This is a genomic window from Microbacterium sp. Leaf320 (genome assembly GCF_001423485.1).
Lineage (GTDB): Bacteria > Actinomycetota > Actinomycetes > Actinomycetales > Microbacteriaceae > Microbacterium.
In genome coordinates this window covers 651,013-675,430 of record NZ_LMOD01000001.1, presented here as the reverse complement: position 1 = coordinate 675,430, position 24,418 = coordinate 651,013, and the positions used below count along the sequence as shown (strand labels likewise).

24 protein-coding genes are annotated in these 24,418 nt (G+C 68.1%); 9 read left to right on the top strand and 15 right to left on the bottom strand.

The window, feature by feature from the left end:
* Positions 1-19: 19 nt before the first annotated feature.
* The gene (locus tag ASF63_RS03130; protein WP_235560677.1) at positions 20-1,945 is read right to left on the bottom strand and encodes a GDSL-type esterase/lipase family protein; all 1,926 of its coding nucleotides are present in this window, start codon (positions 1,943-1,945) and stop codon (positions 20-22) included.
* A gap of 154 nt (positions 1,946-2,099) precedes the next feature.
* Between ASF63_RS03130 and ASF63_RS03125 the strand changes: the two genes are divergently transcribed.
* Complete coding sequence (locus ASF63_RS03125) at positions 2,100-2,669, top strand: DedA family protein (RefSeq protein WP_235560676.1); 570 nt, start codon at positions 2,100-2,102, stop codon at positions 2,667-2,669.
* Positions 2,670-2,709: 40 nt separating this feature from the next.
* Positions 2,710-2,886 carry a DUF5302 domain-containing protein gene (locus tag ASF63_RS19210; RefSeq protein ID WP_091232420.1) on the top strand — a complete coding sequence of 59 codons (177 nt, stop codon included), beginning with the start codon at positions 2,710-2,712 and terminating at the stop codon, positions 2,884-2,886.
* Positions 2,887-2,949: 63 nt separating this feature from the next.
* Here ASF63_RS19210 and ASF63_RS03120 read toward each other — a convergent pair whose 3' ends face one another.
* On the bottom strand, positions 2,950-4,389 hold the full coding sequence (locus ASF63_RS03120) for a cation:dicarboxylate symporter family transporter (RefSeq protein WP_056510193.1): 1,440 nt from the start codon (positions 4,387-4,389) through the stop codon (positions 2,950-2,952).
* 161 nt (positions 4,390-4,550) lie between these two features.
* On the opposite strand from ASF63_RS03120, the gene ASF63_RS03115 reads away from it, so the two are divergent.
* Both ASF63_RS03115 and ASF63_RS03110 read left to right on the top strand, forming a co-directional pair.
* Positions 4,551-5,831: an ATP-binding protein gene (locus ASF63_RS03115; RefSeq protein ID WP_056510191.1), complete on the top strand. Its 1,281-nt coding sequence runs from the start codon at positions 4,551-4,553 to the stop codon at positions 5,829-5,831.
* Positions 5,828-6,526: a response regulator gene (locus ASF63_RS03110; RefSeq protein ID WP_056509420.1), complete on the top strand. Its 699-nt coding sequence runs from the start codon at positions 5,828-5,830 to the stop codon at positions 6,524-6,526. The genes ASF63_RS03115 and ASF63_RS03110 overlap by 4 nt, the downstream gene beginning before the upstream one ends.
* Positions 6,527-6,621: 95 nt before the next feature.
* Here the strand turns inward: ASF63_RS03110 and ASF63_RS03105 are convergent, their stop codons facing one another.
* The 3 genes from ASF63_RS03105 to ASF63_RS03095 form a co-directional block, all read right to left on the bottom strand.
* Positions 6,622-7,974 carry an FAD-binding oxidoreductase gene (locus ASF63_RS03105; protein WP_056509416.1) on the bottom strand — a complete coding sequence of 451 codons (1,353 nt, stop codon included), beginning with the start codon at positions 7,972-7,974 and terminating at the stop codon, positions 6,622-6,624.
* An 80-nt stretch (positions 7,975-8,054) separates the two neighbouring features.
* Positions 8,055-8,699 (bottom strand): FMN reductase, encoded by a 645-nt coding sequence (locus tag ASF63_RS03100; protein ID WP_056509413.1) that lies wholly within the window; start codon positions 8,697-8,699, stop codon positions 8,055-8,057.
* A 1-nt stretch (position 8,700) separates the two neighbouring features.
* The gene (locus tag ASF63_RS03095) at positions 8,701-9,924 is read right to left on the bottom strand and encodes an LLM class flavin-dependent oxidoreductase (protein ID WP_056308149.1); all 1,224 of its coding nucleotides are present in this window, start codon (positions 9,922-9,924) and stop codon (positions 8,701-8,703) included.
* Positions 9,925-10,032: 108 nt separating this feature from the next.
* Between ASF63_RS03095 and ASF63_RS03090 the strand changes: the two genes are divergently transcribed.
* Positions 10,033-11,190 carry an acyltransferase family protein gene (locus ASF63_RS03090; RefSeq protein WP_082477796.1) on the top strand — a complete coding sequence of 386 codons (1,158 nt, stop codon included), beginning with the start codon at positions 10,033-10,035 and terminating at the stop codon, positions 11,188-11,190.
* Entirely contained in the window at positions 11,187-12,050 is an 864-nt protein-coding gene (locus ASF63_RS03085; protein ID WP_056509411.1) for a serine hydrolase domain-containing protein, read from the top strand. Before ASF63_RS03090 ends, ASF63_RS03085 begins: the two co-directional genes overlap by 4 nt.
* Before the next feature lie 13 nt (positions 12,051-12,063).
* On the opposite strand, the gene efeB is transcribed toward ASF63_RS03085, so the two are convergent.
* The 3 genes from efeB to efeU are packed head-to-tail and all read right to left on the bottom strand — an operon-like array spanning position 12,064 to position 15,579.
* The gene (gene efeB, locus ASF63_RS03080) at positions 12,064-13,353 is read right to left on the bottom strand and encodes an iron uptake transporter deferrochelatase/peroxidase subunit (protein ID WP_235560695.1); all 1,290 of its coding nucleotides are present in this window, start codon (positions 13,351-13,353) and stop codon (positions 12,064-12,066) included.
* A 46-nt stretch (positions 13,354-13,399) separates the two neighbouring features.
* Entirely contained in the window at positions 13,400-14,632 is a 1,233-nt protein-coding gene (gene efeO, locus ASF63_RS03075) for an iron uptake system protein EfeO (protein ID WP_056509405.1), read from the bottom strand.
* Positions 14,629-15,579 (bottom strand): iron uptake transporter permease EfeU, encoded by a 951-nt coding sequence (gene efeU, locus ASF63_RS03070; protein ID WP_056509400.1) that lies wholly within the window; start codon positions 15,577-15,579, stop codon positions 14,629-14,631. Before efeU ends, efeO begins: the two co-directional genes overlap by 4 nt.
* Before the next feature lie 156 nt (positions 15,580-15,735).
* Here efeU and ASF63_RS03065 point away from each other — a divergent pair, with 156 nt between their 5' ends.
* Positions 15,736-16,740, top strand: coding sequence for an isopenicillin N synthase family dioxygenase (locus tag ASF63_RS03065; RefSeq protein WP_056509394.1), 1,005 nt, complete (start codon positions 15,736-15,738; stop codon positions 16,738-16,740).
* Positions 16,741-16,784: 44 nt separating this feature from the next.
* Here the strand turns inward: ASF63_RS03065 and ASF63_RS03060 are convergent, their stop codons facing one another.
* The 3 genes from ASF63_RS03060 to rpsO all read right to left on the bottom strand — a co-directional run bounded on the left by ASF63_RS03060 (position 16,785) and on the right by rpsO (position 18,392).
* Positions 16,785-17,096: a transcriptional regulator gene (locus ASF63_RS03060; RefSeq protein WP_235560675.1), complete on the bottom strand. Its 312-nt coding sequence runs from the start codon at positions 17,094-17,096 to the stop codon at positions 16,785-16,787.
* Positions 17,097-17,106: 10 nt separating this feature from the next.
* Entirely contained in the window at positions 17,107-17,967 is an 861-nt protein-coding gene (locus tag ASF63_RS03055) for a hypothetical protein (protein ID WP_056509389.1), read from the bottom strand.
* 155 nt (positions 17,968-18,122) lie between these two features.
* Positions 18,123-18,392 (bottom strand): 30S ribosomal protein S15, encoded by a 270-nt coding sequence (gene rpsO, locus ASF63_RS03050; protein ID WP_017203073.1) that lies wholly within the window; start codon positions 18,390-18,392, stop codon positions 18,123-18,125.
* Positions 18,393-18,577: 185 nt separating this feature from the next.
* On the opposite strand from rpsO, the gene ASF63_RS03045 reads away from it, so the two are divergent.
* The gene (locus ASF63_RS03045) at positions 18,578-19,870 is read left to right on the top strand and encodes an MFS transporter (protein ID WP_056509386.1); all 1,293 of its coding nucleotides are present in this window, start codon (positions 18,578-18,580) and stop codon (positions 19,868-19,870) included.
* Between the two features lie 30 nt (positions 19,871-19,900).
* Here the strand turns inward: ASF63_RS03045 and ASF63_RS03040 are convergent, their stop codons facing one another.
* The 4 genes from ASF63_RS03040 to ASF63_RS03025 form a co-directional block, all read right to left on the bottom strand.
* Positions 19,901-20,455 (bottom strand): YceI family protein, encoded by a 555-nt coding sequence (locus ASF63_RS03040; RefSeq protein ID WP_056308168.1) that lies wholly within the window; start codon positions 20,453-20,455, stop codon positions 19,901-19,903.
* A gap of 182 nt (positions 20,456-20,637) precedes the next feature.
* Positions 20,638-21,006, bottom strand: a complete 369-nt coding sequence (locus tag ASF63_RS03035) for an FKBP-type peptidyl-prolyl cis-trans isomerase (RefSeq protein ID WP_056308170.1) — start codon at positions 21,004-21,006, stop codon at positions 20,638-20,640.
* A 232-nt stretch (positions 21,007-21,238) separates the two neighbouring features.
* Positions 21,239-21,940, bottom strand: coding sequence for an alpha/beta fold hydrolase (locus ASF63_RS03030; protein WP_056509384.1), 702 nt, complete (start codon positions 21,938-21,940; stop codon positions 21,239-21,241).
* A 15-nt stretch (positions 21,941-21,955) separates the two neighbouring features.
* Positions 21,956-23,413 carry a PrsW family intramembrane metalloprotease gene (locus ASF63_RS03025; protein WP_200933959.1) on the bottom strand — a complete coding sequence of 486 codons (1,458 nt, stop codon included), beginning with the start codon at positions 23,411-23,413 and terminating at the stop codon, positions 21,956-21,958.
* 89 nt (positions 23,414-23,502) lie between these two features.
* Here ASF63_RS03025 and ASF63_RS03020 point away from each other — a divergent pair, with 89 nt between their 5' ends.
* The gene (locus ASF63_RS03020) at positions 23,503-24,372 is read left to right on the top strand and encodes a fumarylacetoacetate hydrolase family protein (RefSeq protein ID WP_056509382.1); all 870 of its coding nucleotides are present in this window, start codon (positions 23,503-23,505) and stop codon (positions 24,370-24,372) included.
* The last annotated feature ends 46 nt before the right edge of the window (positions 24,373-24,418 follow it).

Genomic DNA, 24,418 nt, shown 5'->3' with positions numbered 1-24,418 from the left:
CGCGTCTACCGCGGTCGCTTCAGCTCACCCGCACCCCGCTGCGCGACGTCGACCGCCCCAGGTACACGTAGTCGTCGTGCTTCGCACTGCGCCCGTCGCCGGCGGCGCGGCCGTGCATCCGACGCCATACCCACGGCAGCGCATGTCTCCGCCACCACAGACCCGCACCGATCGGCTCGTTCTCGTGCAGCGCGGCATCGAGAGCGCCGAGCGTGTCCGCATGCGGCACCGCCAGCACCTCGCCCGCTCGGTACGCGAGAAAGCGGTGACCGCGACTGCTGAGATGCACGAGATCCTCGCCCCAGTTCGGTCGGTCGGGAAGAGAGGGATGCAGATCGGTGTCGATCAGGATCGCGCCCGTGCGGGCGGCGATGCCCGCGAGCGCCGTCGCGAAGGCCGCGAACCGGCGGGAGTAGATCGCAGCCGCCCGTCGGCGAGGGAGGAACGGCGTGACCAGAACGACATCCGCCCCGATGCTGCGGAGTCGCCGCACCGCGCCTTCGACTTCTGCGGCGAGCGCGGGCACGTCGACGGTCGGCTTCACCAGGTCGTTCGCGCCGATGAGGATCGATACGAGGTCCGGCTCGAGCTCGAGGGCGCGAGGGAGCTGGATCTCACAGACGTCCCGGACCCGCTTCGACCTGATCGCGAGGTTCGCGTAGTGCAGTCCACCGCGCGCAGCGAGCAGCAGTGCGAGGCGGTCCGCCCATCCGCGCAGGGCTCCGTCCGGCGCCGGATCGCACAGTCCTTCCGTGAGGGAGTCGCCCATCGCGACGTACCGGTGCCAGCGACGCGTGTCGACGGGAGCCGCGAACTCGGGGCGGGTGAGGCGGCGCGTGCGGACCCCTGAGTCCACGGCGCGGAGAGTCCGTGCTTCATCGAAGTGGCCGAGCAGCTGGTCGCACACGCTCGACCAGCTGCGCCCCTGGACTGCCTGGTGCCCTGCTTCGCCGAATGCCCTGCGCTTGCGCCCGTCTCCGGCGAGGTCGGCGACTCTCATCCGCAGGTCCGCCAGGTCTCCGGGACGGTACAGCCATCCGTCGATCCCCATCCGCACGAGATCCAGGGGGCCACCGCGTCCGGTGGCGACGACCGGGACTCCGCTCGCATGGGCCTCCTGCAGGGTCTGACCGAACGTCTCGCTCTCCCCCGGGTGCACGAACACGTCGAACGATGCGGTCGCTGCGGCGAGCGCTTCTCCGTCGAGATGGCCGAGAAAGAGGGCCTGGGGCATCAGGGCGGTCAGCTTCATCCGGCTGGGCCCGTCCCCGACGATCACGAGTCTTGCTCCGGGGATGCTCTGCAGCACCGCGAGGTCCTCGACCTGCTTCTCGGGCGCGAGGCGGCCGACGTATCCGATCACGACATCACCGCCCCACTCCGCTCGCAGCGTCTCGCTGCGTCGGGAGGGCTGGAACCGTTCGGCGTCCACCCCCCTGCCCCACCGGCGAACCCGATCGACTCCGAGGGAGGCGAGGCGCTGGGCGGAGTCGGCGGACGGCGCGAGCGACAGGGTCGCCCGACGATGGAGGCGAGCGATGTGCGTGTGCGCGATACCGGTCGTCGCGGGCACCCGGTATCGCTCCGTGTACGCGGCGACGTCGGTCTGGTAGGCGGCGACCGCGGCGATGTCGAGACGGTCTGCGGCGAGCGCTCCCCGCCAGCCCAATGCGAAGGGCGAGGCGAGGTGCACGACGTCCGGTTGGAAGCGACGGAGGGATGCGGCGACGCGGTGGGCGGGCGAGGTGCCCACCCGCACATTGCGGTACCCGGGGAGCGGGACGCTCGGGATGGGCTCGATGACGGCACCGTCGATCGCGGTGGGCATGCCGACGGCGTCCGGCGCGATCGCGTGCGCCTCGTGGCCCGTGCGCTCGAGGTGCCTCAGGATCTGCAGGACGGATCCGGTGACACCGTTCATGTGCGGAAGGAAGGACTCTGTCACGATCGCGACTCTCACATGCCCAGGATGCCGTCGACGACGGGTGCCGACTGCGCGAAACCCCTCAGCGCACCAGAAGTTCACCGGATGCTGGATCGCGCGTCACCGGCTATCCGGTCGTTGGTTCCCGTTCACCTGCGCGGAGCACTCTGGAGCCGTGCCCGATCTGCTCGCCGGCCCCTGGGCCCTCGCCGTCATGAGCCTCCTGGTCCTCGGCGATTCGTTCTTCGTCGTCGTACCAGGGGAGATCGCTGTCACCGCTCTCGGGGCGATCTCCTCATCGTCGGGAGCGCCACCCCTGTGGACGGTCATCGTCTGCGCGGGAGTCGCGGCTGCCGCGGGAGACACCGCCTGCTATCTGATCGGTCGCACGGTCGGGACGGAACGGTGGCGGTGGATGCGGGTGCCTCGCGTGCGCCTGGCTCTCGCCTGGGCACGACGCCGACTCGACGGCGGAACGGCCACCGTGCTGTTCACCGCCCGCTTCGTACCGTTCGCACGGCTGGCGATCAACCTCGTCGCCGGCGCCTCTCGCATACATCCCGGTCGGTATCTGTGCCTGATGAGTGTGGCGGCGTTCGGATGGGCGGCCTACCAGGCGTCCGTGGGCGCCATCGTCGCCGCTCTCGTCCCCGGTGGCCCGGTCGTGGCCGTCGTGGTGTCCGTCGCGTTCGCACTCGGCCTCGGTGCGGTCGTCGACCTCGTCTCCCGCAGAGCGCGGCGGTGATTCCTCCCGCCCGTCCGAGGCGTGCTCTAGGCTGGCGAACATGAGCACCGAAGAAGGCGCATCCTCCAGCGAGGAAATGAAGCGCAAGTTCAAGGAAGCGCTCGAGAAGAAGAACGCGCACCACAGGCAGGGCGAGGCCCACCTGGACGGCGACTCCGCCGTCCACGGCGCACCCGCCCCGCAGACGCGGCGCGAGTTCCGACGCAAGAGCGGTTGACCACACGGATGCGGGAGCCGGCGACTGCCGACTCCCGCATCATTCTTCTTCCCGGTCCGAGGCTCAGTTCTGTGCGGCGCGGAGACGCGCCCGCTCCTCTTTCGCCGCCATCTCGTCGAGGGCGGACTCCTTGAGGCCCTGGACATCGACGGCCTTCCGCTCATCGACCATCCCATGCTCGTCGACCCCGTCGAGCTGCGACTCCTCGAACGGAAGCGCGCCGCTGAGCACCTGCTGAACCCGATCACGATCGATCTGACGCGTCCACGTGCCGATCAGCAGCGTGGCGACCGCGTTGCCGGTGAAGTTGGTGAGCGCTCGCCCCTCGGACATGAACCGATCGATACCCACGATCACGCCGACACCGTCGACCAGATCGGGACGGTATGCCTGCAATCCACCGGCGAGCGTCGCGAGTCCCGCGCCTGTCACGCCGGCGGCTCCCTTGCTCGCGATGATCATGAACACCAGCAGCCCGATCTGCTCGCCGATCGACATCGGCTGCCCCATCCCCGTGGCGATGAACAGCGATGCCATGGTCAGGTAGATCGCCGTGCCGTCGAGGTTGAACGAGTACCCCGTCGGCACCGTGATGCCGACGACCGGCTTCGAGACTCCGATGTGCTCCATCTTCGCGATCAGGCGCGGGAGCGCGGACTCCGACGACGAGGTGCCGACGATGAGCAGGTACTCACGTGCCAGGTATTTGACGAGGCTGAAGATGTTCACCCTGGTTACGGCGAAGAGCAGCGTCCCGAGCACCACGACGATGAACAGGAGGCAGGTGATGTAGAACGCGATCATGAGCACGCCGAGGCTCCAGATCGCCGCGATGCCCGTCTTGCCAACCACTGCTGCGATCGCTCCGAATGCACCGAGAGGGGCGAGCCACAGGATCATGCCGAGGATGCGGAACACCAGCTTCTGGAGGTTCTTGACCGCATCCATGATCGGGGCGCCCTTCTCACCGAGCCCCTGGAGGGCGAAGCCCACGAGCAGGGCGATGAACAGCACCTGCAGGACGCTCTCACCCGTGAAGGCCGAGAAGAACGTCGTCGGGATGATCCCGAGGATGAACTCGGTGGTGGTCTTCGCCTCGGTCTCTGTCGCGTCGTAGCTCGAGTTCGCCATGTCGAGGCCTGCACCCGGGTGGATGATGTTGCCGACGACCAGGCCGATCGCGAGCGCGAACGTGGACATGACCATGAAGTAGAGCAGCGCCAGGCCGCCGATCTTGCCGACGGTCGCCGCCTTCGCGATGGACCCGACGCCGACGACGATCGTGCAGAAGATGATCGGCGCGATCATCATCTTGATCAGCGACACGAAGCCCTTGCCGATCGGCTCGAGACTCTGACCGACCTCGGGCCAGATGAGGCCGACGGCCGCGCCCAGCACGACGGCGATGATCACCGAGACATACAGCCAGGTGTGCCTGTCCCACGCCTGCTTGCCCCGTCGCCAATGGAAACCGGGAAGGGAGAACCCCGTCGTGATGGCCATGTTTTCCTCCTTGATCATGAACGTCTTCGTCTCATGCCCGCAGGCGCCCTCGCCTTCGGTAAGCTCACCGTCGCGGACTTCCCCCGGCAGCACCATTTGTGGTCGTATTGGTCACCACCGATATCCCGGACTCCGCGATCACCGACGATCGGAAGGACGCGATGAGACACGCGCGCGACACGAGGAGCATCGCTTCCCGGGTCTTCCTGGTGCTCCTGGCGGCCGCAGTGGTGGTCGGTGCACTGGTGGCCGTCTTCCTCGTCGTGGATGCCCAGCGCGCCACGCATGCGGAGGCGGAGCGGGTCACGGCGGCGACAGCGGTGACGCTCGCATCGTCCCCCCTCGTCATCGAGACTCTCGCTACAGAGGACCAGACAGACGCGACCCGCACGCTCGAGCCCTACACTCTCGATGTCATCGCGAACGCCGATCTCGATTTCGTGACGATCATGACGCCCGAGGGCACGCGCCTCACGCATCCCGATGTCGACCAGATCGGCGGGGTGTACCTCGGCACCATCCCCGACTCGCCGCGCACACTCACCGAGGTCTTCACCGGTACCCTCGGCCCCTCGGTGAGGACCATCGTGCCGGTGGTCGCATCCAGCGGTGAACTGCTCGGCTGGGTGTCATCGGGCGTGACCATCGAGTCCATCTCCGAGACCCTCGTTCGCCGACTTCCGCTCTCGATCGGCATCACCGTCGGGCTCATCGGTCTCGGCGCCCTCGGCGCGTGGATCGCTCGTCGGTTCACACGCGGCATCGCAGGAGACCTGCCACCGGGGCAGGTGCGGGACGCCGTGTCGTCATACGAATCCCTGCGCACCCTGGGCGATGCGCTGCGCGCTCAGACGCACGAACACGGGAACCGCATGCACACGGCCGTTGCGCTTCTCGAGTTGGGACGCAGCGAGGAGGCGATCGAGATCCTGACCGAGACCTCGCGCCAGAGTCAATCGCTCGTCGATCAGGTCACTGCGCGACAGGCCGGCGACCCCGCCGTCGGTGCCCTGCTTCTCGGCAAGGCGTCGCAGGCCAGAGAGCGCGGGATCGACTGGCGGGTGAGCATCGCTCCGGACACCCCCGCCTCCCCGCTCTCCCCCGTCGACAGCGTCGCCGTGCTCGGCAACCTGATCGACAATGCCATGGATGCCGCCGCCACCGGCGCCGAACGCTGGGTAGAGGTCTCGCTGCGCCCCTCGACGCAGGGCGGAATCGTCCTCGACGTGTCGGACGGCGGCGACGGCATTCCGTCTGAGCTGCGTGAGCGGGTGTTCACCCAGGGCTTCTCGACGAAACCGTCAGGGGGCCACGGCCGGGGAGTCGGCCTCGCTCTCGTCCGCGCTGTGGTGGCCGGTGTGGGCGGCACGGTGGAGGTCTCCGCTCATCCGACGACCTTCACCGTCATACTTCCGCCGGTGAAAGGACGCAGGAGCCCATGATCCGCACGCTGATCGTCGATGACGACGCTCTGACACTCGAGCTCCACCGCTCGTACCTCGAGAGGATCGACGGGTTCGTCGTGGGCGGCGAGTGCACCGGCGCCCGGGCAGCGCTCGCCGCGGTGCTCGATCACCCCCATGACAAGCCGTTGGATCTCGTGCTTCTCGACATCACGATGCCCGACGGCTCGGGCATCGATGTGCTGCGCGGGCTCCGCGCCCGAGGCGCGGCCGTGGACGTCATCGCGATCACCGGCGTGCGCGACGCGGACACCGTCCGGCAGATGGCCGCTCTGGGCGTCTACCAGTACCTCGTCAAGCCGTTCCCCTTCGCAGTGTTCCACGAGCGCCTCACTGCCTACCGCACCCATCGGGAGCAGGCGCGGTCGACGGCAGGAGAGGCGACCCAGGCGGAGATCGACGCGCTTCTCGGGCGCACGACCGGGACGATCCCGATTCCCAAGGGGCTGTCGGCCGCGACGCTGCAGAAGGTGACGGCAGAGCTGCGCTCCTCCGGTGCCGCTGTCTCGGCGAGCGAGGCGGCTGCGCGGCTCGGGATCTCACGCGTGTCCGTGCGGAGGTATCTGGAGCACCTCACCGATTCGGGCATGATCACCCGCAGCGCCCGCTACGGTGCACGTGGACGACCCGAGACGGAGTATCGCTGGATCCGACACGTCGACGGAGACGACTGACGCCGGCGCGGCACCCGCGTACGTCCCGATCATTCGGACGACGCGGGTCGTCTGCGGTGGATGCAGCCCGGTGTCAGGCCCGTGTCGGACCGGTCTCAGCGCGGGAGCCGCCCCTCGTGAATGAGCGAGTCAGGGTCGGCGGCGGCCCTGATGGCGCGCAGGCGATCGATCGCCCCCGGACCACCGCACCGCTCGACGGTCTCGCCCGGCCCGAGGAACGTCGGGACCGTATGCGGAGCGATCGCGTGCGCCAGCACCTCGCGGAAGCCCGCCATGCTCGCATCGCCCGGTTCGCTCGGCGCCCCGGGGAAGACGGGCACCAGCGCGTGGAGCAGCCAGCCGACGCCCTGAAGCGTCGCGAACCCCGCGCGTCGAGGTTCGTTCAGCGCGCCACCGAGCATCCGGATGTCGATGCCCATGATCGGCCACTGCTCCGGCAGCTCGCGGAACCGGAAGAGATCGTCGATCGTCGCGTCATCGAGCGACGACAGCGCAGCAGACACGCCCTTGCCCGGCGTCGGTTCGGTCGGCTCCCCGCTCGACGCCGCGACCGTCTTAGGCGATGTGGCCCCCGACGCCTCACGACGAACCGTGCCGGCTCGCCGCACCTGTTCGATCAGCCCATCAGCGGCTCCGATGGTGGACAGCGCCTGCACGGTGAGGAAGCTGCGTCCTCGGATCTCTTCGGGAAGCTGCGGAGCGTCGGGCATGCGCATCGAGTTCACGAACACATTGAGCGAAGCCGGGGCCTCTGCGGACAGGTCTCGCACCGCCCGCATCACCGACCCGGCATCCGCGGCGTCGAAAGTGAGCTCGGTACCCCACAGCGTCGGTGCGGGAACCAGGTCGATCTCGAGGGCCGTCACGATTCCGACGATGCCGCCCACTCCGCGAAGTGCCCACATCAGCTCGGGGTCGCTCTCGTCGTCGACCCGCTCGTGGGTACCGTCGCTGCGCAGCACCCACACGGCCCTGAGATTGTCGGACCCGAGTCCCGCCGTGCGACTGAACCAGGAATGCCCGCCGCCCAGGGTGTACCCCGCGACGGCGACGACCGGGCTCGTGCCGGCAGGAGCCACCCAGCCTGTTCCTTCGAGCGCTTCGACCACGGCGCCCCAGCGGACTCCGCTGCCCACACGGACCACGCCGGAGCCGAGGTCGACGGACAGCTCGTCGAATGCGTCCATACGGACGATGACGGCGCCGGCCAGGTCGCCGCCGGCACCGTGCCCTGTGGGTTGCACCGCGAGCGTCACGTCCGCGTCGCGCGCGGCGTCGAGAAGAGCGCGCAGGTCGCGCAGGTCGGCCGGTGCGGCCACACCCGCCGGATGCTGTTCGATCGCCAGGTTCCACGGACGACGCGCCGCATCGAAGGAATCATCACCGGGGAGGATGAGGGCGCCGCGCAGGGAATGCCGCGCGGATTCGAGCACAGAACGAAGGGCCATGAGGTCACCGTACGACGCCCTTCGGACATCGTCTACGGCCTCATGGCCCTGCACTCTTTCCCGGTCTAGCCGGGGATCGATCATTCTCCGGCGAGACCACCGAGCATGTGACCGAACGATCGCCCTTCACCGAGGTACGTGGCCGGATCGTACGGATCTGCGACCGCGGTCGTCTCGCGCCGCGCGATGGCCTCGGCGAGCTCTCGTGCGCCCTTCTCGACCCGCTTCGCGAGCGGCGCGACGTCGTCTCCGGCCCCACCCCAGTCGCTGGACGCCGCGAAAACGCCCGTGGAGACGGCCTCGGCGTGCAGGTACGCGAACAGCGGGCGGATCGCATAGTCGATGGCCAGCGAGTGCCTCGCCGTGCCGGCGTTGGCTCCGATCAGCACCGGCTTGCCGGTGAGCGCGTCGGGGTCGAGCACGTCGATGAACGACTTGAACAGTCCGTTGTAGCTCGTCGAGAAGATCGGAGTGACGGCGATCAGGGCGTCCGCCGACACGACCGTGTTGATCGCGGTCTCCAGCGCGGGCGGAGCGAACCCCGTCAGCAGGTTGTTCGTGATGTCATGCGCGTAATCGCGCAGCTCGATCACGTCGACGCTGGCGTCGATGTCGTGCCCGGCGAGCGCCTTCACGGTCTCAGCCGCAAGACGATCCGCGAGCATCCGCGTCGACGAGGGGTTCGAGAGCCCCGCAGAGACGACGGCGATCCGGCGAGTGGCCATCTCAGGCCTCCTTCCGGCTGAGCCCGAAGGCGGCACCGGCCGGAGCCGGGGTGTCCTGGTAGGGAGAGTCGCCCGTCAGGTTGTCGCCGCGGTTCGCGCCGGGGCGTGCCTGACGCGTGGGACCGTCGCCGAACTCGGCCTTCACCCGCGACGCGTGGGTCGGGGCATCCGGCACGCTCGCCGGGCGATCCTTCGCGAGCTCCTTGCGGAGCACCGGAACGACCTCGGAGCCAAGGATGTCGAGCTGCTCGAGCACCGTCTTCAGGGGAAGGCCCGCGTGGTCGATCAGGAACAGCTGGCGCTGGTAGTCGCCGTAGTGCTCGCGCATCGCGGCGTACCGGTCGATGACCTGCTGAGGTGAGCCCACCGTGAGCGGGGTCATCTCGGTGAAGTCCTCCATGCTCGGACCATGTCCGTAGACCGGGGCGTTGTCGAAGTACGGGCGGAACTGGTTCACGGCGTCCTGCGACTTCGCCGCCATGAACACCTGACCGCCGAGACCGACGATGGCCTGCTCCGGCGTGCCGTGTCCGTAGTGCGCGTAGCGCTGCCGGTAGAGCTCGATCAGGCGCTGGTAGTGCTCCTTGGGCCAGAAGATGTTGTTCGCGAAGAAGCCGTCGCCGTAGTAAGCGGCCTGCTCGGCGATCTCCGGCGTACGGATCGATCCGTGCCAGACGAACGGAGCGACGCCGTCGAGCGGGCGGGGAGTGGAGGTGAAGCCCTGCAGCGGGGTGCGGAACTTGCCCTCCCAGTCGACGACGTCCTCACGCCACAGCTTGTGCAGCAGCGCGTAGTTCTCGATCGCGAGCGGAAGCCCCTGACGGATGTCCTGCCCGAACCAGGGGTAGACCGGCCCGGTGTTGCCGCGGCCGAGCATGAGGTCCATACGTCCGTCCGAGACGTGCTGCAGCATCGCGTACTCCTCGGCGATGCGCACGGGGTCGTTCGTGGTGATCAGCGTCGTCGAGGTCGACACGATGAGTCGCTCGGTCTGGGCGGCGAGCGCCGCGAGGAACGTCGTGGGGCTCGAGGACCAGAACGGAGGGTTGTGGTGCTCGCCGATCGCGAAGACGTCGAGGCCGACCTCTTCGCTGTGCTTGGCGATCGCCAGCGTCGCCTTGATCCGCTCCTGCTCACTCGGCGTGACGCCTGTGGTGGGGTCGCGGGTGATGTCGCTGACCGACATGATGCCGAACTGCACCGGGACGCCTGCCTGCTCACTCATGATTGCTCCGTCTTCTCCGAACCGATGCCCTGCATCCGGTTCTATTCATTTGAATGTATCTGAGTCAACGCGATGCGAGCAACTTTATTCCCCGAGTAGCCTCGGAGGATGAACACCGCCGGAGCCGACATGACGAACCCCGCCGCCGGATCCGTCCCGAAGCCCCGCAGGCGCGTGCCGTTCTGGGACAACGCACGCTACGCGTGCATCGTGCTCGTCGTCCTCGGGCACGCGATCCAGCGTCTCACCTACGACTCCGACATCGCCCTCGCGGCCTACCTGGCGCTGTACGCCTTCCATATGCCGGCGTTCGCGATCATCTCCGGGTACTTCTCGAAGTCGGGCTCCCCCACCCGCGTGCAGATGGCCCGTGTCATCACCGACATCCTCCTCCCCTACGTCATCTTCGAGTTCCTCTGGACCCTCACGAAGTGGCTGGTCGAAGGACAGGCCGACCCGAACTTCACCAAGCCGTCGTGGACGCTCTGGTTCCTGCTGGCCCTCGGCATCTTCCGTCTCGTCCTCCCCTACCTGGCGCTGCTGCGCTGGCCTCTGCTGTGGACCGTCATCATCTCGATCGGAGTGGGATACCTCCCGAACGTCGACAGCACGTTCTCGCTGTCACGGACGCTCGGTCTGCTGCCGTTCTTCGCGCTCGGCTGGTGGCTGCGCGAGCGCGACACCGTCAACCGATTCCGTCTCCTCGACGTCCGCCCGTGGTGGATCCGTGCGGTCAGCCTCCTGCTGCTCGGTGCAGCCGGATTCGTCGCCTGGCGCTGGATCGATGTCTGGGAGAAGATCGACCTGCGCCACTGGCTGTTCTACGAGGACGCGTACGCGGACCTCGGCGGAGAGCAGTGGTGGGCCGGCGGCGTGCGTGTCGCGCTGATGCTGCTGGCGGTGATCCTGAGTGCCGCGTTCTTCGCTCTGATCCCCCGAGGCACACACTGGTGGACGCGATTCGGTCAATACACGATGTACGTGTTCCTGCTGCACTCGTTCGTGCTCTACCCGTTCCGCGAGACCGGGGTGCTGCGCGACCTCGACCCGACATGGCTGTGGCTGCCGCTCGTGACTCTGCTGTCGGTGGTGCTGGCCCTGGCGCTCGCCACCAAGCCCGTGCGCTGGCTGTTCCGACCTCTCGTCGAGCCTCGCCCCCGGTGGCTCTTCCGGGATCCGGAGCTCGCGAGCCGCGAGGGGCACCGCAGCGATCCCACCGGCTCCCGTCGGCCGCGCCAGACGGCAGCCGCTAGCCTGAAGGAGTGACCCGAGCCCAGCAGATCCGCGACCGGATCGTGGATCATGCGGATGCATCGGGCTTCGGTGCCCACGGGCTTCATGTCCGCGTCGGCAACGATGTCGCAGAGCACCGGTGGACCCCCGATGTCCGGGAGGAGATCCACTCGGTCGCGAAGGGCGTGTCCGTGCTCGCTGCAGGTCTCGCCGCCGACGAGGGCCTGATCTCGCTGGATGAACCGGTGGCCGAGCACCTGCCGGACTTCGCCCTCGGTGACGGCGTCGATCAGGTCACGCTCCGACACCTGCTGTCCATGTCGAGCGGCATCGACCTCCCCTGGTCCGAGACCCTGATGACCGACTGGCCGGATCTGGCGCGGGAGTTCCTCTCACGCCCGTCGCGCGGGCGCGTCTTCCAGTACTCCAACGCCAGCACCTACACGGCGATGACCGTGCTCGCCGCGCGGGTCGGCGACATCGTCGACTTCCTGACCCCGAGGCTGCTCGAACCACTCGGAATCGATGACATCGAGTGGGAGCGCTGCCCTCGGGGACGAATCGTCGCGGGGAGTGGCATCGCCCTGCGCACCGAGGAGCTCGCGCTCCTCGGACGACTCATCCGCGACCGCGGCGAGTGGGAGGGGCGACGCCTCGTCCCTGCATCGGTGATCGACGAGATGCACTCCGACTGGGTGGTGGCGGGCGCGAACCCCGCCTACGAGCGCTACGCGCTGTCGGGGTGGGACGGCCCAGGCACTGCGTGGCGCCTGCACGGCGCCTACGGGCAGCTGCTGATCTTCTGCGATGACGCGGTCGTCACCATCACGGCGGACGACCACTTCGGCGCGGACGCGATGTCCGTGTTCGTGGTCGACGCCCTCGGCGCCTGACTGCGATCTCGCGTCAGGAGAAGAGCTCGGCGCCGACGTACGACCCCGGCGTCGCACCGGCCGGGATCGCCCAGATCCCCGAGCCCACGTGCCTGATGTACTCGTTCATGAGATCCGTCGACAGCCGTCGCTGCAGGGTGATGAACTGCGCCGGATCGCGCTGATACGACAGGAAGAACAGCCCGGCATCGAGGCGCCCGAGGTCGTTGTTGCCGTTGACGTAGTTGAACCCGCGGCGGAGGATGCGGGTTCCGTCGTTCTGATCGGGGTGCGCCAGGCGAACGTGCGCGTTGGCGTCGATGGCCGAGGTGCCGAAGTCGGGTGCGGTGAACTCGTCACCACCCGACAGCGGGGCCCCCGCGCCCTTGTCCCGTCCGACGATCGCATCCTGCTCGGAGAGCCGTACGCGATCCCACGTCTCGATCAGCATCGCGATCTTGCGGGCGACCAGGTACGAGCCGCCCGTCATCCATGCGGGCTCGTCGGACGCCCCCACCCAGACGTTCTCGTCGAGAGCGGCGGAGTCGTCGGCGAGGATGTTCGCGGTGCCGTCCTTGAACCCGAAGAGGTTTCGCGGGGTCGCCTGATCCGATGTCGTGCGGGAGGTCTTGCCGAAGCCGAGCTGCGACCAGCGCAGCTTCGCACGCCCGAAGGCGATGCGGCTGAGGTTGCGGATCGCGTGAACGGCGACCTGAGGATCATCCGCGCAGGCTTGGATGCAGAGATCGCCGTGGGACGTCTGCGGATCCAGGTCGTCGCCGAGGAAGGCGGGCAGACGCTCGAGGGCGGCCGGACGGCCGGACGCGATGCCGTACCGGTCGCCGTCCTCGTTCTCGAACAGTCCGGGGCCGAAGCCGATCGTGATGGTCAGACCTGCCGCGGGCAGCCCGAGCGCCTCTCCCGTGTCGTCAGGCGGCACCTCAGCATCGCCGCCGACCGCACCGGTCGCGCTCACCTCGAGACCCTGGGTCATCCGGGAGGCGGCGTACGTCCAGTCCTGCAGCAGTGTGATCAGGTCATCGCGATCGGTGCGGGGCATCATGTCGAACGATGCGAAGTGCAGATGCTCCTGCACGGGGGTGGTGATGCCGGCCTGATGCGCACCGAAGAAGTCGTATGCGTGTTCGGCATCGGCATGAGCCCTGGCACGGCCGAGAGCGACTCCGCCGGTAAGCCCGGCTCCTACTCCGACCGCGAGAGAGGCCACCCCGCCGCCGAGCGCCAGACCGAGGAGTCCTCGTCTGCTGAGACCTGTCGGCGCGGTCGCCGCGGCTGCCTCCTCCGTCACGGAGTCGGCGGCCAGAGCATCGTTCGAGCGTTCGTCCACCTGCGAGATCGTACCCGTCGTATCAGTCGAGGACCGTGCCGGTGAGCTGCGACAGCGGCTCGGCGAGGGCGTTGATGAGGTCGGTGAACTCACGCTTGTCGGCATCCGTCAGCGCGGCGTATCCGACGAAGCCGTCGGCCAGCGAACCGTGAGCCGCCAGGGACGCCTCGAGAGCCGCGTACCCGTCCTCGATCTCGGTGACGAGCGTCTCGCCGTCATCGCCCTGCGCGGCGGCGAAGTCCTGCACGAGCGAGAACGCCATCTTGGAGCCTTCGACGTTGGCCGCGAAGTCGTAGAGGTCGGTGCCGGACCACCAGTCCTCCTCGCCGGAGATCTTTCCGGTCGCGACCTCGTCGAGCAGCGCGATCGCGCCGTTCGAGATGCCGCCGATGCCCTGGTCGTCGAGCGCCGTGGTGAAGTCGTCGGAGTGCACGTAGTCGTACAGCTCCTGCACGTCGGCGAGCAGCTGGTCGCCGTACTCGGCCCGCTCCTCGGTGGTGGACGGCGCCCAGTCCTGCCAGGCAGGCGTCTCGCCGTCGGCGTTGAGCGCGTCCTGTGCTGGCACCCAGAGGTCCTTCTCGATGCGGTGGAAGCCCGTCCAGTCGAGTCCCTCGGCCACGGCATCCACCTCGCGGTAGTCGATTCGCGGGTCGAGTGTGCCGAGAGCCTCGGCGACGGGCTCGATCCGCTCGTAGAAGGCTCGTGTCTGCGGGAAGAGGGCGCGTGCCGTCTCGTCGTCGCCCGATTCGTAGGCGGCGACGAGCTCGTCGACCGACGGGACGAGCTGCCCGACCTGGTCCTTCACGAACGCGGCGTACAGATCGACGGCCTGCTGCTTCTGCTCGGCATCCTCGCCTGCGACGGCGACCCGGTCGCCCGTCACGGTGAACTCCGACTTGCCGACGCCCTCGCCGATCATGCCCGGCTTGCAGAGCGTGAAATACTTCCCCGGCTGGGCCACGACTGTCAGGGTCCGCGACGCGGAGGGGGCGATGTTCTCGACCTCTCCGACGATGCGCAGTCCGTCGTCCGCGAGCAGATAGAACTCGGACGTCTGACCGCTGTCGTTCGTGACGTCGAACGTGAGCGTTCCGCTCTTCGCGGTCGCGCCCGACACGGCGCACTCCGAGTCGGTCGACGAGACGTCGAAGGCCGCGCCGGCCGCGACGTCGCTCTTGGCGACACAGCCGCTCAGGAGAAGTGCGGCAGCTCCGGCGGCTGCGACGGCACCGAGGATTCGGCGAGAGGTGGTCATGCTGCTCCTTGCTGGGTGAGAGTGGATGCCGACGCGTCCTCGTCTGCGGAGGTCGGCGGACGAGGCGTGACGGCCCGACGGGTGCGGAGCCCCCGGACGAAGAAGAATCCGACGACGACGAGATACATCGCCCACGCGGTGACCTGGAGCCAGGTCATACGCGGCATGAATCCGACGGTCGCCTGCAGGATCGTCGCCCAGACGCTGTCGGGGGCGATGACGCTAGTGACATCGAACGCCCAGCCGAACGGGAAGGCCGCCCACCCGAGGGCGACGGCACCTGTCGCGGCATCGATCGGGGCGACGGCGGTGAAGGGACCTGGCAGCGCGCCGGCATCCTGCAGGTCCATGATCGCGTAGGCGAGCACGCCCGCCGCGACGATGACGAGGAAGCCGCTCGTCCAGGTGAAGAAGCGACGCAGATCCAACCGCACGGCGCCACGCGCGAGCAGCCATCCGATCAGGACCGCGGCGAGAAGACCCAGCACGGCGCCGAGCAGCGCCGAGGGAGCATCTCCGAAGGACTGGACCATCGACCACAGCAGAAGCGTCGTCTCGATTCCCTCCCTCGCGACCGAGACGAAGCCGATCGCGATCAGGGCCCAGATGCCGCCCTGCGTGAGAGCGCGGTCGAGCCCGCCTTCGAGCGTCGCCTTCATCGTGCGGCCGGCCTTCTGCATCCAGAAGATCATCCACGTGACCATGCCTACGGCGAGCAGCGAGAGCATCCCGCCGATGAGCTCCTGCGCCTCGAACGTCAGCGAGTACGCGCCGAAGGTGAGCACCGCTCCGATTCCCAGAGCGAGGGCGATCGCAAGCACCACACCGGCCCAGAGCCGGGGCAACGCGTCACCTCGACCGAGGCGACGGAGGTAGGCGACGAGGATGCCGACGACGAGCGCGGCTTCAAGGCCTTCGCGGAGACCGATGAGGAAAGTGGCGAGCACGGAGGGAGACTCTCTGGGAAAGTATGAGGTAAGGCATCCCTTACCTAAGAGAGATTAGCACTCCGTCGGCGGTGGCATTTCACCCACTCGCGCGACCGGTGGTAATTCGGCGCAATACTCGACCGCACTCCCCCGCAGCCGATCTACGCTCGATGAATGGCTGATCTCTCGCTCCCCATCCTCGACCTGTCCCAGCTCGATGCCGGCCCCGAGGCCGCGGCACGGTTCCGCGACGACCTGCGGGCAGCCACCCACGACGTGGGTTTCTTCTACCTCACCGGCACGGGAATCTCGCCGGAGCTCGAAGCGCGCCTGCATCGGGCCGCGCTCGATTTCTTCGCTCTGCCGGAGGAGGACAAGCTCGCGATCGAGAACGTCAACAGCCCGCACTTCCGCGGGTACACCCGCATCGGCGGCGAGCGGACCCAAGGCAAGGTCGACTGGCGCGAGCAGATCGACATCGGCCCCGAACGCGAACCCGTCGACGGCGGACCGGCGTTCAACCGCCTGGTGGGCCCCAACCTGTGGCCGGCAGCGCAGCCCGAACTCAAGGCGGTCGTCACCGAATGGCACGACACACTGACCGAGATCGCACAGAAGCTGCTGCGCGCCTGGGCCACGACCCTCGGCGCCGAGGAGACGTACTTCGACGAGCCGTTCCGCGACCCGTCGACCCTGATCAAGATCGTCCGCTACCCGGGCACCCATGAGCCGGAGCCCCAGCAGGGCGTCGGTGCGCACAAGGACTCCGGCGTGTTGACCCTCCTCTGGGTCGAGCCGGGCAAGGGCGGACTACAGGTGGAGCGGAACGGCGAGTGGGTGTCGGCTCCCCCGGTGCCCGGAGCGTTCGTCGTCAACATCGGCGAACTGCTGGAGTACGCCACCGGCGGCTACCTCAAAGCGACGAATCACCGCGTGATCTCCCCCCGGGCGCCGGAGGAGCGCATCTCGATCCCGTTCTTCTTCAACCCGGCTCTCGACCAGCAGCTGCCGCTCCTCGAACTGCCGGCGGACTTGGCCGCCGAGGCGACCGGCATCACCGAGGATCCGAGCAACCCGATCCACGCCACCTACGGCGAGAACGCCATGAAGTCGCGGCTGCGTGCGCATCCCGACGTGGCTGCGATCCACCACCCCGATCTGGTCGGCACGAACGCCTGACCCCGGTCACAACGCCGGACCCCGGCCACAGCGCCGGACCGCGGTCACAGCGCCGGACCGCCCCCGAGCGCGACGATCTCGCGCAGAGCCTGGAGATGTCCGGCGAAGGCCGCGCGTCCGGCCGCCGTCGAATGCACCCACGTGCGAGGGCGACTGCCGAGGCTGCCCTTGCGCGCCACGACGTACCCCGCGGCCTGAAGATGCGAGATGGCCTTGCTCAGCGGCGAATCACCGCACTGGAGGATCTCACGGAGCGTCGCGAAGTCGAGCTCGACGCCGTCGCCGAGCGACGCGAGGAGCGAGAAACGGATCGGCGACGCGAAGTTGTCGTCGAGCCGGGTCCGCGGGTGCGGCACCGATGGAGTGTCAGTCACGGAGATCACGACCGGGGACGAACGACACGGCGACGAACAGCGCGATGATGCCCAGGCCGCCCACGAATCCGAGGCCGATCGGAACGCCGTCGAGCAGCACGAGCACAGTCATCGCACCGGCAGCCGCGGCGAAAGCGAGCAGGTGCGGCCAGCGCCACGAGGCACCGACGGCGGGAAGGCCCATCTCACTGCGAGCGGCCACGAGCCATACGAAGGCCATGAGCACGACGAGCAGAAGGAGCGTGCTCGCGAGCACCCCGTCCGGCGCGGAGCCGAGCATGGCCATCGCTCCGAGCACGACTCCCACGCAGATTGTTCCCCACCGCATCGCCCGCGGAAGCGGCTTAGGCATGGATCGCGGGGGGCGCGGGTCACCCGATGCCCGAGCGAGCTGCACTGCGCCGTAGCCACCGAATCCGACCAGCACGAGGACGGACGGGATCCACACGCCGATGGCTGGGAACCCCGGATCGAAGATCGCGAAGCCGAACACGACGAGCGCCGCGACCGCCGGCACACCAACGGCCAGGAGTGCGGGCCAGCGCGACCAGGTCAGACGCAGCTGCATCCCGCTCCGCTGAGCCATGCCTGTCGAGAGCTGCCCCCACAGGAGAAAGCTGAAGACGAAGATCTGCGGCGTCAGACCGCCGTGACCACGTATCGCCGTGACCAGAGCCACGAGATACACCGCGGTGACGGCCGCACCGGCGATCTGCAGCCACGCCAGCGCCCGCCGGTCGACGACGCGCCCACGTCGGTGCACCACGGCTTCCGCCTCGTCGAGGTAGCGCTGCGCGATGTCCGCGCTGGGCGGCGCGATCGCCTCGTGCCCCTGGACCGGCTTCTGCTCCATCGCGTGACCCCCTTCGCTTTCCATTGGGAAAGCTCACTACTTTCCTAATGGAAAGCGTGCGCGAGATCAACCCCCGAACATGACGAAGGCCGCCCCACACCTGGGGCGGCCTTCTCAAGAATGTTCTGCGCGATTGTACGCTGGCTCGCTCCGCGTTATCGGCGGAGACCCAGGCGTGCGATCAGCGAGCGGTAACGCTCGATGTCGACGCTCTGGAGGTAGCCGAGCAGACGACGGCGCTGACCCACGAGCAGGAACAGGCCACGACGCGAGTGGTGGTCGTGCTTGTGCTCCTTCAGGTGCTCGGTGAGGTCCTTGATGCGCTGCGTCAGCATCGCGGCCTGCACCTCGGGGGATCCGGTGTCACCGGGGTGCGTCGCGTACTCTTCGATGATCGCCTTCTTGACGTCTGCTTCCAGTGCCATAGATTCGATCCCCTCTCTGCTTGTTGCGCGGTGCCCGACGCCTGATGCGTGAGCTCTCTTTATCCGCGGCCGATCAAACGGCAACCTGAAGAGTCTACCAGGACTCCGTGGCGTCGCGTGACCGCCGCCGACCTCCGCTCCGCGCACCTCGGATACGCTCGGATCATGCACGACAGGCACGCGGCGTGAGCACGGCTCGCAGTCATCTGATCGATCTCAGTCCACTGAAGGCCAGCCCGGCGTTCGCCCGCATGTGGACCGGCTCCGTGCTCGCCGGCATCGGCGGTCAGCTCACGATCGTGACCGTCATGCTGCACGTGTTCGCGCTCACCGGAAGCACCTTCGCGGTCTCGATGATCGCCGTGGCGGGGCTCGTGCCGATGATCCTCGCCGGCCTCTACGGCGGGATGCTCGCCGATGCGTTCGACCGGCGCCGCGTCGCGCTGATCGCGGCGACCGTGACCTTCGCGTCGACAGCGCTCCTCGCCGCGCTCACCTGGACGGGTGCTGAGACGATCTGGTGGCTGTACATCCTGAGCATCGTGAACTCGGCTGCGAACTCCGTCGGGATGGCGACACGCACCGCCATCGTTCCGCGCCTCATCCCCCGGGACCTGCTCGCCGCGGCATCCGCTCTCAACGGCGTCGCCTTCGGTCTCACCGTGATGGCGGGGCCCGCACTGGCCGGCATTCTCGTCGCCCTCACCGGATACGGGTGGACCTACACGATCGACGTCGTCCTGATGCTCTCGATGTTCCTCGGCCTCTGGACTCTGCCGTCGTTGCGGCCCGAGGGCGACATCGTGCGTCCGGGACTCGCATCCCTCGTCGACGGGTGGAGGTTCCTGAAGCGGGCCGGCAACATCCGCACGCAGTACGTCATCGACATCATCGCGATGACATTCGGCCAGCCGCTCGTGCTGTTCCCGGCCCTCGGCACCGTGCTGCTCGGCGGCGGCGCGGTGACCACGGGCATCCTCACGGCGGCGGTCGCCGTGGGGACGTTCGGGTCGAGCCTGTTCTCGGGGCGTGTGGTGCAGTACCGCTGGCATGGCAGAGGCATCGAGCGAGCGGTCGAGGCGTACGGCGCATCGATTCTCGCCTTCGGTGTGGTGCTGCTGATCGGCGCGTTCTCCGATCCGGCGACGGAGAGGCTCCCGAACGTCGCACTGATCGTCGCCGCGTGCATCGCCCTCGCCCTGTCGGGGGCGTCCGACAACGTCAGCTCGATCTACCGGAACACCATGATGCAGGCGGCCGTGCCGGACACCATGCGCGGGCGACTGCAGGGCGTGTTCATCATCGTCGTCGCGGGAGGGCCGCGGATCGGCGCACTGTACGCGGGAACACTCGCGTCGATCACGACGCTGTGGTTCCCGCCGCTGCTCGGCGGAATCCTGGTGATCGCCCTCGTCGCGCTGCTCGCACGACGCAGTTCCCGGTTCCGGGCCTACGACGCAGAGAACCCCGAGCCCTAGGGGCCCGGGGTTCTCGAGATCACGCGATGATCAGTCCTGCTGCAGAGCGCCCTGCAGGTCGAGGCTGATCGTGACGTCCTTGCCGACGAGCACGCCGCCGGTCTCGAGCGCCGCGTTCCAGGTCAGGCCGAAGTCCTCGCGGTTGATGACGGTCTTCGCCGAGGCGCCGGCCTTGTAGTTGCCCCACGGGTCGGAGCCGAAGCCGCCGAAGTCGAGCTCGAAGCTGACCGGCTTGGTGATGCCGCGGATGGTCAGGTCGCCGTCGACGAAGAGCTCGCCACCCTCGGCGCGGGCACCGGTGGAGACGAACTCCATCGTCGGGAAGTTCTCGGTGTCGAAGAAGTCGCCCGAGCGGAGGTGCGTGTCGCGACCCTCGTCCTTCGTGTCGATCGAGGTGACGTCGACGCTCGCCTCGACGCGGGCCTCGAGCGGGTTCTCGGGAGCCACGAGGGTCGCGCTCTTCACGCCGAAGGTGCCTCGCACCTTGGAGATCATCATGTGGCGCACGCTGAAGGTGACCTCGCTGTGCGACGGGTCGAGCACCCAGGTGCCTGCGCGGTAACCGGGAATGTCGATGCTGGTCATGGTTTCTCCTCTGGAGACATCAGCCGCACTGTGCGGCAACGGATGAGGGGCCGTGTTCACGGCGTCACGGGTTACAACTTACATGCAGATGCATGTATTCCCCCGAATGCCGAAGTTCTTCGGCGACATACGACGAAGGCGCCGGACCCTGACGGGTGCGGCGCCTTCCTGTGTCGAGCGAGTCAGCCGACGGCGACGAGGTCGATGATGAAGATGAGCGTCTTGCCGGACAGGAAGTGTCCGCCTCCGACGGGCCCATAGGCCAGGTGCGGCGGGATGACGAGCTCGCGGCGTCCGCCGACCTTCATGCCGGGGATGCCGTCCTGCCAGCCCTGGATCAGGCCGCGAAGCGGGAACTGGATGGTCTCGCCGCGACCCCACGAAGAGTCGAACTCCTCGCCGGATTCGAACTCGACACCGGCGTAGTGCACGGTCACGGTGTCGCCGGGCTTCGCCTCGGTGCCGTCTCCTTCGATGATGTCGCGGATCACGAGCTCCGCGGGAGCGGGACCGGTGGGGGCGTCGAACTCAGGCTTTGTGCGATCAGTCATGGTTCCATCCAACCCGAGTCTTCGGGCACCGGTCAACGCGGTGACGACTGCTCAGAGCGAACACGAGGCTCACCCGGGAAAGCCGGAGTCGACCAGCGGCTTCCCCGAAGGTCTTGACAGTCGCGGATGCCGGGTGCACCCTGATTACAGATCAACTCAGCGCCCGGTAGACATGCAGGCATCGCCGCAGCACCGGGCGCTGAGTCTGTCACGAAGCGGCGCAGCTGCCTCGTCAGATTCCGGAGGGATCGACCTCGTTCGCATACCCGATGAGGATCGACGCGAGCGCCTCCGGCCGACTCAGCGCGACGCAGTGGCTCGCCCTGATCTCATCCGCGACGACGCCGAGGCGTGTCCGCGCGAGATCACGCAGGAAGTCCGGCGGGAAGAACCTGTCCTCGGTGCACACGACGACACGTGTGGGCACGCTCGGCCATGACGACAACGGCCACCCAGCGGCCATCGCCGCTGCGGAGGGATGCGCACGCTCTCGCCGCATCGCCTCCTCGGCCAACGGGCGCGGAACGTCGTGATAGAACGCCACGAACGAATCGGCACTTCCGGTGAGTCCGCCGTCCAGAACGGCCTGCGCGTCGGCAGCCGCGCCGAAACCGGTGTTCCGCCACCACTCATCAGGCGACTCCCCCGGTGCGGGGATCATCGCCGCGAGCATCACGAGGGCGTCAGCTGAGAGCCTCTCGGCCACGATGGGTGCCGTGAAGCCGCCGAACGAGTGGCCGACCACGATCCCGCCGCGGAGACCGTCCACAGCCGCCACCACGGCGTCCGCATAGTCGTCGAGTGTCAGCGCCTCGTGATCGCCGGGCAGGTCGGGGGCGAAGACCTGGTGCCCGCTCCCGCGGAGAGCCGCTGCGACCAGGTGCCATGACCACCCTGTGTCTCCTGCACCGTGCACGAGGACGAAGGTGGCCATGGTGGATCTCCCGGCTCAGTAGGCCAGCAGCGCAGCTCTCGTGGCCCGCGTCCGGGCGAGCAGAGCCTGCTCGTCTGCCGGAGCCATCGGGTCGCGTCCGGTGATGGCGCGCTGGCGGACGGATGCGAGCGTCGTCGCGTCCTTGATGAACTCCCGCATGAGCGGGCGCCGATCTCCTCGCAACTGCGAGGCCCAGCCGAGCCCGGTCTTGCGCCCGGCCGGCGTCGCCAGCATGGTGACCTCTTCGGGGCTGAACCACCCGGCAGCGGCATAGTCGCCGAGACGCGCCTTGGTGAGGCGAGACTCCTCGCGTCGGAGAGCGATGATCCCGAGGATGAATCCGACGAACAGCGGCACCTGGAGCACGAAGTACAGCAGGAAGAAGTTGGCGAACGACGAGCCGTTCCAGAGACCGTGCAGGAACATCGCACCGAGCATCCCGAGCAGACCGAAGCCGAGCACCGCCCCCGTGGACGCGTGACGTCGGGCTGCCAGACCGATCGCGAGCCCCGTGAGCGACGTGAACATGGCATGGGCGAACGGCGACATGATCGCGCGCAGGATGAAGGTCACGGTCAGCTGCTCGCCGCCGCCCTCGATGAGACTGATCGCGAAGTACTGGATGTTCTCGGTGAATGCGAACCCCGCACCCACAAGCGCGCCGTAGACGACGCCGTCGACCGGACCGTCGAAGGCGCGACGGGCGATGAGGAAGATGAGGAAGACGCCGAAGCCCTTCCAGAACTCCTCGACGATGGGCGCCTGGATGACGGCACCGGCGACCTCTCCCCTGAACCCGAGGACCGCGGTCAGCCCGAGATCGACGAGGAGCGTGAGTCCCACGGCGGCGATCGCCCCCCACGCGATCGCGAAGAACACGAGAGACTTGGGCTCGGGTTCCCACCGGTCGATCATCCGCACGACGAAGAAGACGATCGCGAGCGGAACGAGAGCCAGAACCAGGCCGATGATCGATGCGAGCGGGCCGAGGAAGAGCCCGAAGTACGCGATCAGAGCGAGCAGCAGCAGTCCGAGGAAGCCGAACAGCGAGTAGAGGGCGATGCGTCCGCCTCGACGGGCAGCGGGCAGCGCGGGCAGCCCCTGCGCCGGGGAGGGGGCCGCGGGTGCCGGCGGAGAGTAGGGAGTCGGCTGAGCGAGCACGGACGCATACGCCGGACGCTGGGCGAACTGCGAGGGCGTGTAGTTCGACTGCGCGTACTGCTGGGCGGAGTACTGCTGCGGAGCCGGCGGCTGATATCCCGGCTGCTGCTGCGGGTACCCCTGCTGCTGCTGCGGGTACCCCTGCTGCTGGGGGTACCCCTGCTGCTGCTGCTGCGGGTACCCCTGCTGCTGGGGATACGGCTGCGACGCGGCGGGAGGCTGCCCCGGCGTCGGCGCCTGCTGGGCCGGAGGCTGCTGCGGCGCGGGCGGCGGCGTGTACGGCGATGGCTGGGACGGTCCTCCGGAACTCATAGGCAAAAGCATATGGGGAACAACCAACTTCCCCACGGTCTGGCGACTTCCTCCAGCAATTCCCTCGCGCCACCGGATAGCGTAGGAGCATGCGGTTCGCTCATCTGCGTCGTGCCGACTCCCCTGCTGCGCATCTCGCAGTCGTGGAGGGTGCCGAAGCCATCCTCGTCTCCGATCTCCTTCCCGACCCCCCTGCTTCTCTGCAGCAACTGATCGAGGGCGGAGAGCAGACGCTCGCCGCGCTGCGATCGGCTGTCGCAGGAAGCGACGCCCCTCGGCATCCGCTCGACGGCTGGGAGTTCGCCTCCGCGGTCATCGCTCCCCCCGCCGTCCTCGCGGTCGGCCTCAACTATGCGGCTCACTCGAGCGAGCTCGGTCTGAAGACCGACGCGGCTCCGACCGTCTTCACCCTGTGGCCCAACTCGCTCACAGGCCACGAGCAGACCACCTCGTGGCCGCGCGCACTGAGCGAGGCCGTGGACTACGAAGCCGAGCTCGGCGTCCTCATCGGCACGCCCGCCAAGGACGTCACCGAAGCTGAGGCGCTCTCGCACGTCTGGGGCTACACGGTCGTCAACGACATCACCGCAAGAAACGTCCAGTTCTCCGAAGCGCAGTGGTCTCGCTGCAAGTCGTTCGACGGATTCACGCCGACGGGGCCGTTCGCCGTCACGGCCGACGAGATCGCCGACCCGCAGGATCTGCACATCTGGGCCGTCGTCGACGGCCAGACCGTGCAGGACGCGAGCACGGATCAGATGGTGCGATCGGTCGCGAAGCTCATCGCCCACCTCTCGCAGTCGCTGACGCTGCTGCCGGGCACGCTGATCTCGACGGGAAGCCCCGGAGGTGCCGGCTACTCCCGTGATCCGCAGATCTTCCTCCGCGATCGTTCGACGGTGACCGTCGGCATCGACGGCATCGGAGAGCTGACCACCCACTGCCGCGTCCTGGGCTGAAACCTCGCACGCAGACAGCGAAGGGGCCCCGGCGGACATCCGCCGG